The organism is Microbacterium sp. R1, from assembly GCF_015159725.1.
Lineage (GTDB): Bacteria > Actinomycetota > Actinomycetes > Actinomycetales > Microbacteriaceae > Microbacterium > Microbacterium oxydans.
This window is the reverse complement of record NZ_JADDUD010000002.1, coordinates 273374-284742: the sequence shown is the minus strand read 5'-3', so window position 1 is coordinate 284742 and position 11369 is coordinate 273374. Positions and strand designations below refer to the sequence as shown.

Genomic DNA, 11369 nt, shown 5'->3' with positions numbered 1-11369 from the left:
CCTCGGATGACGGAGGTGCCATGCGACTGCTGCTGGTGGAAGACGAGGCCGACCTGGCCGACACGCTCGCCGACGGCCTGCGCCGCGAGGGCTACCTGGTGGAGGTCGCCCGCGACGGAGCCGCAGCCCTGACCTCCGCGGCCTCGAACGACGTCGACGTGATCGTGCTCGACCGCGACCTGCCGGTGCTGAGCGGCGACGCGGTGTGCCGCACTCTGGTCGCGCAGGAGTATCCGGCACGAATCCTGATGCTCACGGCCGCAGGGACCCTGAACGACCGTGTCGAGGGCCTCGACCTCGGCGCCGACGACTACCTCGCCAAGCCGTTCGCGTACGTGGAGCTGCTGGCCCGCCTCCGCGCCCTCGGCCGTCGTGGCGGATCTGCGCGGACGAGTGCCGTGCAGGAGTTCGCCGGAGTGCGCCTCGACAGCGCTCGACGCATCGTGGAGCGCGACGGCAGCCCGATCCGGCTGACGCTCAAGGAATTCGGGGTGCTCGAGACGCTTCTCGCCGCGGAGGGCGGCTACGTCAGCGCGGACGACCTCCTCGACGAGGTGTGGGACGAACCGCAGGAGCGCACACGCGGTGTGGTCAAGATCGTGGTGCACACGCTCCGACGCAAACTCGGCTCGCCCGAGGTGATCCACTCCGCGGCAGGACACGGCTATCGAGTGGGGACGACCGCATGAGACGTATGAGCTTTCGCACCCGACTGGTGATCATCATCACCGCGGTCTTCATCGCGGCCGGTGCCGCCCTGCTCACCGTGCAGTACCTCGTGGTGCAACAGCTGTTCTCCACGGCCATCACCACCACCGAGGCCAGTTGCCTCCCGATGGCGGCGGTCCTGCAGGTCGGCGAGGGGTCGAGCGCGACCGATGGATCCGACGTCAGCGAGGTGACTCCGCTCCCCGACGGCAGCAGCCTCCTCTGGGGCCAGGCCAGCACCGGCTGCGGGTACTACGCCGGATCCATCGACGCGCAGCTCGCGGTGCCGTCCCAGACCCTGACCTTCGACGCCGTGGAAGGCGCGGTGCTGCAGCAGTCGAGCTTCCTGGCCGACGAGGTGGGCAACGGGCTGCTGCTGTGGTCGGTGGTCGTGCTCGTGGCCTTCACCGGGGTGGCCGCCGCGATCGCGTTCTGGCTCGCGCGCCGCTCGCTCGACCGCATCGGAGAGGTCACGGCCGCCGCGCGCGACATCTCCGAACGCGACCTCGGCCGACGCCTCGCTCTGCCGGGGCCCGACGACGAGATCAAGGAGCTGGGCGACACGATCGACGGGATGCTCGACCGGCTGCAGTCGGCGTTCACCGCCCAGGACCGCTTCGTGGCGAACGCCTCGCACGAACTGCGCACCCCGCTGACGACGACGCGCACTGCGTTGGAGATCCCCCTCGAACAGGGAGCGGTGCCGGCGGACCTGCAGGCCAACATGCAGCGGGCACTGCGGGCGACCGAGCAGAGTGAGCGGCTCATCACGGCGCTGCTCGCCCTCGCGCGTGCCCGCACCGGCCTGGAAGAGGTCGAACCCGTCGAGCTGCGCACGCTCATCGAAGACCAGGTCGACGACCTCGACGCCCAGGAGATCGAGGTGCACACGAACCTGCGCGACCTCACGGTCGAGGGCGATGCGGTGCTGCTGGCCAGGGCCGTGCGCAACCTGCTCGAGAACGGCATCCGCCACAACGTGCCCGGCGGTGAGCTGTGGGTGCGCTCCCGACGGGAACGCGGACGAGCCGTCATCGAGATCGAGAACACCGGGGCGCAGATCACCCCTGCCACCGTGCAGCTGCTCACCGAGCCGTTCTACCGCGGCGATGCTAGTCGCACCTCGGCCGGCCCGGACGGCACCGGGCTGGGACTCGCGATCGTGCAGAGCATCGCCAAGACCCATGGCGGCGAGGTGCGCCTGCGCGCCCGTAAAGGCGGCGGCCTGATCGCCGCGATCGTCCTCCCGCTCTGACCCGGCCTACTTCCGGTCGCCCCGACCGACGACCTCCATGCGCTGCGTGAACGTCATCCGGTCCTGCACGACCCGCTCCGGGTCCCACCCCGGACCGGGGGTCGATGCGATGAGGAGCTGCGAGTACGGGTGCTGCGGGCTCCGCAGTACGTGGCCGGTCTCCCCCTGTTCGACGACCGTGCCACGGAACAGCACGAGCACACGGGAGCAGAGCTCGCGGATGACGGCGAGGTCGTGGCTGACGAACAGATAGCTCACCCCCGACTCCCGCTGGATCTCGGCGAGGAGTTCGAGCACCTGCGCCTGCACGGAGACATCGAGTGCGGACACCGCCTCGTCGAGCACGACGAGGCGCGGAGACACCGCCAGTGCGCGCGCGATCGCGACGCGCTGCCGCTGACCGCCCGACAGCTCGTGCGGCTTCGCGTCGGCGTGCCGCTCGGTCAGCCGCACGCGTTCCAGCAGCTCTCCGATCGTGCGGTCGATGTGCGCGCCCGCCCCCTGTTCCCGCAGACGCAGGGTGCGCCGCAACGCCTCGCGCACGGTCAGCCGGCGATCGAGAGAACCGTTCGGGTCCTGGAACACCATCTGCACCGCACGAGCCCTCGCAAGACGCTCGGCTCTGCCGCGCGGTCGACTGAGGCGGTCGATGCCGTCGATCACCGCGGACCCCGCGTCGGCGCGTTCCAGACCCACGAGGATCCGAGCGATCGTCGATTTGCCCGAGCCCGACTCACCGACGAGGCCGAGCGCCTCACCCGACTCGATGGCGAAGCTCACGTTGTTCACCGCGACGACGCGCTCGGATCCCGGACCCATCCGAAAGGCCCGATACAGCTCGGAGACCTCCACCAGACTCATGACGCCTCCTTCGTGTCGAGTACAGGGGCCGCGGCGATCAGCGAGAGCGTATACGGATGAACCGCGTCCGCGAAGAGCCCCGGCTTCGTGAGCGTCTCGACGATCTCGCCCTGGCGCAGGACATGGATCCGATCGCAGATCGCGCCGGCCAGAGCCAGGTCGTGGGTGATGAAGAGCATGCCGAGACCACGGTCGCGGATCTGCCGTTGGAAGATCGCGATGATCTCGGCCTGCGTCGTCACGTCGAGCGCACTCGTCGCCTCATCGGCGAGCAGGAGCGCGGGATCGGTGCTCAATGCGGAAGCGATGACCACGCGCTGGAGCATGCCGCCCGAGAGCTCATGCGGGTACTGTCGCATTCGCCGCTCCGGGTGGGTGAGTCCCACCGCGGCGAGGAGCTGGACGATATGCGCCTCGGCGCGGCCCCGTCGCCAGCCGTGCACGCGGACGAGTCGTTCGGCGAGTGAATCCCCGATGCGACGCACGGGGTTGAGCGCGGAACGCGGATCCTGCTGCACCAGCGAGACGGATTCGGAGCGCACGCGCCGCCGGGTCTTCTCATCGGCCGCCACCATCTGGGTCCCGTCGACGCGGATGCTCCCCGCGATCGTCGCCTCATCGCCGTAGAGGGCGAGGGCCGCGCGCGCCGTCGTCGACTTGCCCGAGCCCGACTCCCCGACGAGCCCGACGAGCTCGCCGCGGTCCACCACGAGGCTGACGCCGGTGAGGATCCGAACCGCGTCGTCGCCTTCGCCGAACGCCAGATCAAGGTCCTGTATGTCGAGGAGCATCATTCATCCCTTCGCAAGCAGTCGGTCGGCCACGCGCACCCCGGCGACGTTCACCGCGATGACGACGATGGCGATGGCGGCACCGGGGACGAGCGTGGGAAGGAACTCCCCCTGGATGATTCCGGGTTGCCCCTCCTGGACCATCAGGCCCCACTCCGAGCTCGGAGGCTGCGCCCCGAACCCGAGAAAGCTGAGCGTCGCGAGACTCATGAGGGCTTCGCCGAAGAGGACGACGAGATACCCGACGAGCGGAGGGAGCAGATTCGGGATGACTCCGCGCACGCAGATCGTCAGGCCGCCGAGCCCCTGAACCCGGTACGCGTCGATGTAGGGCCGCGTCATCTCGCTCAGAGCCAGGCTGCGCGTGTACTTCGCGATGACCGGCGCGTAGGCGAGCGCGAGCGCCACGATCGCCGTGGCCGGCCCCTTGCCGAACACGGCGATGACGAGCACGACGAAGAGCAGACCGGGGAACGCGAACATCACGTCGGTCACGCGAGCCAGGACGGTATCGATCCATCCCCCTCGCCACGCCGCCAGGACACCGATCGCCACGCCGAGCACGGTGGCGAGCGCGAGCAGCGCCACGGGGCCGACGAGCGTCTCACCCGCTCCGATGAGCAGCCGGGAGAAGAGGTCGCGCCCGAGCTGGTCCGTGCCGAGCAGGTGCTGCGCGCTCGGTCCTTCCCAGATCGCTCCGAAGTCGACGCTGTCGGCCTCGTACGGGGCGAGGAGCGGGGCGAACGCTGCCGCGACCGCGACGAGCGCGAGGAGGCCGCAGGAGATCCAGAACCCGACGTCGGATCCGGAGCGCCGACGGCGGCGCACCCGTGGGAGGAGCACGGAGGTCATGCGGACACCGTCCTTCGTCGGATACGGGGGTCGAGCACGGGAAGGAGCAGATCGACGATCGTCGTGACGATCATGTAGGCGACGACCATGAACAGGAGCACCGCCTGCACCACCGGGAAGTCGTGCGTGTTGATGGCGTCGACGAGCAGGGAGCCGACGCCGGAGATCCCGAACACCGTCTCGACCGCGACCGTTCCGGCGATCATGCTCGCGATGACGAGCGCGACCATGGTGATGATGGGTCCCCAGGCCCCGCGCAGGACATGATCGCGCACGATGTACCGCTCGCGGAGACCCGAGGCTCGGGCGGCCTCGACGTGTTCCGAGGAGAACTGCTCGATCATGGACTGTCGTGTCACGCGGCTCACGATGGCGAGCGCGGTGATGGCGAGGGTGAGCGCCGGGAGCGTGAGCGCATACAGACGATCGAGTCCAGCGGAACCCGCACCTGCCACGGGGAACCATCGCAGTTCCACGGCAAAGAACGCGACGAAGGCGATTCCGAGCACGAAGGAGGGGATGCTCGCTGCGAGAGTCGTGAATCCGATGATGGCGGTATCGGCCGCCTTTCCTCGGCGCACGGCCGCGACGATGCCGAGGCCGATGCCGACGACCGTGAGCACGACGGCCGCGTAGGCGACGAGCGACAGGGTGATGGGCACCCTCGCCGCCAGTAGCGCGCTCACGGGCTGGTGGTACTGGAACGACTGTCCGAAGTCGCCGGTGAGGACTCCGGAGGCCCAGTGCCAGTACTGGACGAGCATCGGCTCGTCCAGGTGGTACTGGGCCCGGACGCTCGCGATCCGCTCCGGGGTCAGGTTCTCGGGGTTGCCGATGAGGAACGTGACCGGGTCACCCGGCGCTGCGTACATCGCAGCGAAGATGATGAAGGAGGCGATCACCAGCGTGAAGACCATGCCGGCGAGCTTGCGGAGCGCGAATGGCATCGTGACTACCCCTTCGCGCTGCCGAGGTCGACGGCCCACGGGTAGTAGATGAACGCTGCAGAGGCGGGGACACCCGTGACCGCCTTCGACATGATGAGCGTCGACGGCGTCGCGACGACCGGGATCCACACCGCGCGCTCCACCCAGCGCTTCTGCAGCTCTGTCGTGATCTCGGCGCGCTCGACGTCATCCGTCGCGGCGTAACCCTCGTCGACGAGCGCATCGTATTCCGGGTCGGAGAAGACGCCGAAGTTCACGCTCGCATCGGACGCGCCGTTCTTGTAGAAGCCGAGGGGGTCGTTCTTCGAGATGTAGTACTCGTCGGGCCACAGATCGGCCTGGCCTCGGAGGTCGGGGTCGGAGTAGAAGTCGCCGTACTGCACCTGCGGGATCACGGTGATCTCCGCCTCGAGCCCGATCGATTGCGCCGCGGCGACCAGCGCATTCGCGATCACGTTGTGCGTCGAGGAGCCGTTCGAGGCGACGACGATCGGGGCGGAAGGGGCGCCGGCCTCGGCGATCAGGTCCTTGGCCGCCGCGAGATCGGCCTCGCTCGGCTTCGCGGGCGCGCCCTCGAGAGCGTCGTAGGCCTGCTCGAAGGTGTCGGCCTCGTATCCCCAGGCTCCCGAACCGACGGGTGTCTTCCACGGCTGGGCGAGACCGCCGAAGGCAGCCGTGGCGACGCCGGTCCGGTCGAGGGCGAGCGAGAGGGCCTGCCGGATGCGCTCATCCGTCAGTGCGCCGCGATCGGTCGTCTCGAGCACCCACGCGTTCGTCGAGGGTCCTTGATACACGGACACATCGGCGCTCCCGATGAAACTCCGGGCGGCGCCGGCGTTCTCGAGGAACGACCCCTGGGCCTCGCCCGTCGTGACCGAGTTGGCTATCGCGGTCTCGTCGGCCCATCGGAAGACGACCTCGTCCGTGAGGGCATCGACGTCGGAGTTCCAGTACTCGGGGAACCTGGTGATGGTGAGCTGCGACCCCGCGTCCCACGACGTCACCTGGTACGGCCCGCTGCACGCGGAGGCGGAGCCGGGGCTGCCGAAGCCCTCCCCTTCGGCTTCGATGACGCGCGGGTTCCAGACGATACCGCCGTCGCCCGCCATCGCCTGGAGCAGAATCGCATCCGGCTGCGATGTCGTGACAGTGATCTGGTCGGTGCCGGTCTGCTCGATCGAGACCACGTTCCGGTACTCGTCGGATTCGGCGGCACCGTCCTCGGAGTGGCGCTGCATGCTCCACACGACGTCCGCCGTGCTCACGGGGCTGCCGTCGTGGAACAGCGCCCCCTGCCTGATGGTGAAGACGAGATGGGTGTCGTCGGTCCACTCGGCGTCCGATGCCAGCCCGGGACCGAGGGTCAGGTCGGGCTGCACCTGCATGAGCCGGTCGCAGACGTTCGCGAGAACCGTGTCGTCGGCGGTGGTGGCATCGATGTCGGCATCGAGTGTCGTCGGCTCGCCGCCGAGCATCCACGTCACGCTCTCGAGCGGACCGGAGGCGGCGGGTGTCGTCGCACCGAAAGGCACGTCGAGTGCGGCGTCGCCGTCTTCGCCCTTCGACCCCGAACTGCAGCCGGCGAGCACGAATGCCGAGGCGGCGAGCACGCCGATCGTCACGGTGATGGGGTGATGCTGCTTCTTCATTGAACGCTATCTCCTCGGGTTCTCAATCTGTCGGTCAGGGGGAGGGGAGTTCGTCGTGCGGGCCGTCGTAGAGATTCCAGGGCAGCACCTCGTACTCGGTTTCGCAGGGGAATCCGTTCGCGACGCGGTATTCGCCGGTGGTGAGGTCGACACAGCTCGAGAGGAGCGTCGACCACTGCTTCACCGAGGGGGAGTCGGGATGCGGATGTGTGCAGACGCCCTCGGGGAAGCCGAGGTGATCCGACATCGCCTCACGCACGAGCGCGTAGCTGTGTTCGGGGTTCTCCGCACGAGCGACCGCCGCCAGCCCGGCCTGGACACGCGGCAGACGAAGCAGCGAATCCGCTGCCACCGGAAGGTAGGACCCGGCGAGCTGCGGCGGCACGGAAGCCTGGAAGTGGTTGGTGTGCGCGATCACGCCGCGTTCGGGATAGATCCAGTCCACGCCGCTCGGCGTGGTCTCGAGGTCGATGCCGAATCCGCTGCGGTCGGCGAGGAGCGCATTGCTCGCGATATGGGGACGGGTCTTGACCAGCATCCTGAGCGCGCTCGCGATATCGCCCTGATCGAGCACGAGCCGGCGGATCAGGGTCTGCGGCACGCCGACCGCCGCCCCGAAGCTCCCCCCGAGGCCGTTGGCGTTCAGCGAGATACCGGCGGAGTTGGCACCGTGGCGTCCCACCTGCCCGGCTTCCACCTGCATGATCACCGTGGGAAGCGGATCCTGCACGACGCGGACGATGAGGGTCGTTCCCGCGGTGCGCGTGCGCCAGTCCCAGTTCTGCCCGACGAGCGTGTGCCCGGTGCCGCTGCCCTCACCTGTCAGGAAGAACGACGTGCAGCCGTCGACGGCGTCGTCGCGCTCGTCGTCGGCGGCACGGGCCGCGGTCCTCGTGACTCGCGACGGTCCCTGGTGGTCGTAGACGAACTCGCCGCGCACGTTCAGCGTGACGATCTCGGCGAAGGCGACACCCGCCCCCTCCGCGATCCCCCGCATCTCCTCGACGAGGTGCGGCGCGATCTGCTCGCTGATCGGAACCCATCGCGAGACGGAATCCGTGATCCCGGCCCAGCTCATGCCGGTCTGTTGGGTCAGCGCTTCCGTGTAGTACTCGATCGAGCCGGCGATGAGGTCGGCGGCGGCCTCGCCGTATCGGCGCCCGCGCTCGCGGGGCGCCCCACTGATCTCGATGGTGCGGATCGGTGTCATGGCCGCCATATGACCTCCCTGTCAGGTGCGCCTGTTGCGCAATGAGGTTGCACCCGGGATGATTGAATCATCCGTTACGGATGATGCGCCTCTCGAACAGAATGATACAGCAATGGAACCGTTTGTAACAAGCGATACAGAGAACCCTGCGCTCTCCGGCCTCCGCGCGCGCATCGCCAGGACGTGGAACGACCTCTCGAAATCCGAACGTGCCGTCTGCCGCGTGCTCTCATCGACGTCAGCCGAGCACATCCTCTATGCGAGCGCCGCCGAACTCGGCACCCAGAGCGGCACCTCGAACGCCTCCGTCGTGCGCACCCTGCAGAAACTCGGATACTCGGGCCTCTCGCACCTGAAGCAGGAGGTGGCGGCTCCGTTCTCGAGCAGCGTCTCGCCCGAGGTACGACTCAAGACCCGCATCGAGCACATCGGCCAGGACCTCGCCCGCATCCAGCAGGAGACCTGGGATGAGGCGGCGTCGCTCATCGAACTCGCACGCAGCTCGAACGACGACGCTGCGTATTCCGCCGCCATCACGCTGCTCATGCGCGCCGAGAGCATCTACTGCTACGGCCTCGGCGCCTCCGGGATCGCCGCTGACAACCTCGCACTGCGCCTACGACGGACGGGACTCTCCACTCGGCGGCTCAGCACCGACGGATTCCGTCTCGCAGACGAGGTCCTGAACCTCGAGGCGAAGGACGTCCTCGTCATCTTCGCGCCTGGACGGGTCACCCGCGACATCGACGTACTCCTGGACCACGCACAGTTGATGGGCGCCGGCGTCATCCTCGTGACCGACGAGCTCCACGAGAGGCTCTCCTCCCGTGTCGACGCGATCCTGACCGCACCCCACACCCCCACAGGACTGACCTCCGAGAGCCTCTCGGCGATCCTCATCTCAGACGTACTGGTCCAGGGCATCTCCGCTGTCGCGCCCGATGCGGCATTGCGTTCTTCGCAGCTGCTCAACGACGTTCGGGCACGACTGGGTTACTGAGCCCCCGGCCCCTGCCCCCTCACACGGCTCCGGTCATACGTCAGTTCTGCATGGCGATCTGCTGCCCTTCGACGAGCGGGTAGGCGACCAACTCGGAGCCATCGAGGTCCTCACGGTGCATGTCGACCCCGGTGATCTGGCTGTTCTCATAGGTCGTGTAGTAGTAGATCCCCTTGTCGGCGTTGCAGCATGACGAGTAGATGGTGATCTCGTACTTCTCCTCGTCGCCCACTTGCACGCATCCGCGCTGCTGGGCGACGGAGCCGAGGATCTGGAAGAACTGGCTGATCGACTCCGACTCGGAGCTCCCCGAAACGGAGTTCATCCGCGTGAACACCGCCTTCACGAATCGTGATGACGACGACAGGTCCCCGGGGAGACCCATCCCGCCCATCCCCCGGCTGTAGGTATCCAGAGGCACGTCAGGGGCGAACGTGTTCTGCGGCTGCCGGGTCGACAGATGCATGTAGTCGTTCAGCCGGAAGCTCTGGATGTCGAACGTGGGATTGTTGGTGAGAACGCCCCAGGGATTGTCGTACACCTTCAGGCCGTCATGGACGCTCTCCACCGTGATCGAGGCCGCACCGTCCGAGATGATCCAGTGCAGCGGCGACAGCGGGAACTGCGCGCTGAACGAGATGTCGGCGAGGTTCACGGTCTCCAGCGCTTCCTTCACCTGCGCCACGGAGTCGAACTGCCCCAAGACCCACGGGATGAACTCGAAGGGGGTGACGTTGGTCGCCTCGGAATCCTCCGCCGGGTAGTACGCGTTGTCGGGGAAGTTGAGCCCGGCCATACCGAGCCCCTTCTCATTGACCGCGTCGTAGTACAGCGGGTACCCGTCCGAGATCGTCGCGATGCCGATGATCGCGTGATGCGTAGGCATGGACGCGAGTCGGCGGAACGGGAACGAGAAGTTCCTCGGCGTGATGGTGACCGTCTCGTTGTACGAGAACTCGAGATCGAGATTTCTCCCGAAGTAGTGGTCGACGGTGGTGAAGCTCAGTCCTGTGCACATCGTTCCCTCTCCGTTCCGGGGCCCGGTCGGGTCCTCGAACGGCCATGGTCGCACTCGTGGTCGCCCAGCGTAAGGGGGGTGACGCAAGCGCGAAGGAGGGCCTCCCGGCGCGGGAGACCCTCCTTCGTGAAGCGGGAGCGGTGTCAGCTGGTGACGGTCCAGTCGAACTGGTCACCGTACTGCTTCAGCCACTCGTCGACCGCGTCGGCTTCCTTGCCCTCGCCGTACTCGTTGACCACGAGGTCTTCGAGCGCACCGTACTGCTCGTCGTCGAGCTTGATCTTCTCGATCAGCTCGGCGGCCTCGGGGAACTCCTCGGCGAAGCCGTCGGTGCCCAGGAAGTGCAGGCCCTCGGCCTTGCCCATCGCACCCTTCGGGTCCTCGAGGTCCTTCACGGGGAAGGCGTCGTTGGCCCAGAACGGACGCCACAGCGTCACGACGATGTCCTCCTGCTTGTCGGTCGCGGTCTTCAGCTCGGTGAGCATCGCCGCGGTCGACGAGGTGACGAGCTCGTACTCGCCATCGAGACCGTACTCGGGCATCATCTTCTGCGTCTGGGCGGTGAGGCCCGCGCCCGGCTCGATGCCGTAGATCTTGCCGTCGAACTCGCCGCCCTTGCCCACGAGGTCTTCGATCGAGTTCAGCTCGGAGTACTCCGGAACCGCGAGCGTGAGCTTGGCGTTCTCGTAGTACTTGCCGAGGTCTTCGATGTCGTCACCGTACTTCTCCATGTAGGAGGCGTGGGTGAGTTCCGGCCACGCCGAAGGATAGATGTCGACGTCGCCCTGGGCGAGCCCGGTGTAGAGCGGGCCTGCCTCGGTGAGCGTCTTCATCTCGACCGTGTAGCCGATCTTCTCGAGCTGGTCCTGCAGCAGGTAGGCGGTGCTCAGCCCATCGGTCCACGAGGGCAGGAAGCCCAGCGTGATGGTGCCCTTGTCGTCGCCGCTGCCGTCGCCGCCGCCCGTGCCACCGGCGCCGTCGCTGCTGCAGCCCGCGAGGGTGAGCGCCGCTGCGGCGCCGAGTGCGGTGATTGCGAGGATCTTCTTCTTCATGTGATTTCTCTCTCTTGCGTTCCGTA

At 67.6% G+C, this 11369-nt stretch carries 11 protein-coding genes; 3 read left to right on the top strand and 8 right to left on the bottom strand.

The window, feature by feature from the left end:
• Positions 1-20 precede the first annotated feature (20 nt).
• Together ILP86_RS13195 and ILP86_RS13190 are read left to right on the top strand one after the other, a co-directional pair.
• Positions 21-689: a response regulator transcription factor gene (locus ILP86_RS13195; protein ID WP_058630823.1), complete on the top strand. Its 669-nt coding sequence runs from the start codon at positions 21-23 to the stop codon at positions 687-689.
• Positions 690-694: 5 nt separating this feature from the next.
• Complete coding sequence (locus ILP86_RS13190) at positions 695-1963, top strand: HAMP domain-containing sensor histidine kinase (protein ID WP_170224066.1); 1269 nt, start codon at positions 695-697, stop codon at positions 1961-1963.
• A gap of 6 nt (positions 1964-1969) precedes the next feature.
• Here ILP86_RS13190 and ILP86_RS13185 read toward each other — a convergent pair whose 3' ends face one another.
• The 6 genes from ILP86_RS13185 to ILP86_RS13160 are packed head-to-tail and all read right to left on the bottom strand — an operon-like array spanning position 1970 to position 8282.
• Positions 1970-2824 carry an ABC transporter ATP-binding protein gene (locus ILP86_RS13185; protein WP_193762172.1) on the bottom strand — a complete coding sequence of 285 codons (855 nt, stop codon included), beginning with the start codon at positions 2822-2824 and terminating at the stop codon, positions 1970-1972.
• Positions 2821-3618, bottom strand: coding sequence for an ABC transporter ATP-binding protein (locus ILP86_RS13180; protein WP_113680819.1), 798 nt, complete (start codon positions 3616-3618; stop codon positions 2821-2823). The genes ILP86_RS13185 and ILP86_RS13180 overlap by 4 nt, the downstream gene beginning before the upstream one ends.
• Positions 3619-4467, bottom strand: coding sequence for an ABC transporter permease (locus tag ILP86_RS13175; RefSeq protein WP_193762171.1), 849 nt, complete (start codon positions 4465-4467; stop codon positions 3619-3621).
• Positions 4464-5414, bottom strand: a complete 951-nt coding sequence (locus tag ILP86_RS13170) for an ABC transporter permease (protein ID WP_029258835.1) — start codon at positions 5412-5414, stop codon at positions 4464-4466. The genes ILP86_RS13175 and ILP86_RS13170 overlap by 4 nt, the downstream gene beginning before the upstream one ends.
• Positions 5415-5419: 5 nt before the next feature.
• The gene (locus ILP86_RS13165; protein WP_193762170.1) at positions 5420-7063 is read right to left on the bottom strand and encodes an ABC transporter substrate-binding protein; all 1644 of its coding nucleotides are present in this window, start codon (positions 7061-7063) and stop codon (positions 5420-5422) included.
• 34 nt (positions 7064-7097) lie between these two features.
• Complete coding sequence (locus ILP86_RS13160) at positions 7098-8282, bottom strand: acyl-CoA--6-aminopenicillanic acid acyltransferase (protein ID WP_046748104.1); 1185 nt, start codon at positions 8280-8282, stop codon at positions 7098-7100.
• 103 nt (positions 8283-8385) lie between these two features.
• Between ILP86_RS13160 and ILP86_RS13155 the strand changes: the two genes are divergently transcribed.
• Positions 8386-9273, top strand: coding sequence for a MurR/RpiR family transcriptional regulator (locus tag ILP86_RS13155; protein WP_193762169.1), 888 nt, complete (start codon positions 8386-8388; stop codon positions 9271-9273).
• A 40-nt stretch (positions 9274-9313) separates the two neighbouring features.
• Here the strand turns inward: ILP86_RS13155 and bsh are convergent, their stop codons facing one another.
• Both bsh and ILP86_RS13145 read right to left on the bottom strand, forming a co-directional pair.
• On the bottom strand, positions 9314-10291 hold the full coding sequence (gene bsh, locus ILP86_RS13150; RefSeq protein ID WP_113680821.1) for a choloylglycine hydrolase: 978 nt from the start codon (positions 10289-10291) through the stop codon (positions 9314-9316).
• Between the two features lie 143 nt (positions 10292-10434).
• The gene (locus ILP86_RS13145) at positions 10435-11343 is read right to left on the bottom strand and encodes a glycine betaine ABC transporter substrate-binding protein (protein WP_046748102.1); all 909 of its coding nucleotides are present in this window, start codon (positions 11341-11343) and stop codon (positions 10435-10437) included.
• Between the last annotated feature and the right edge of the window lie 26 nt (positions 11344-11369).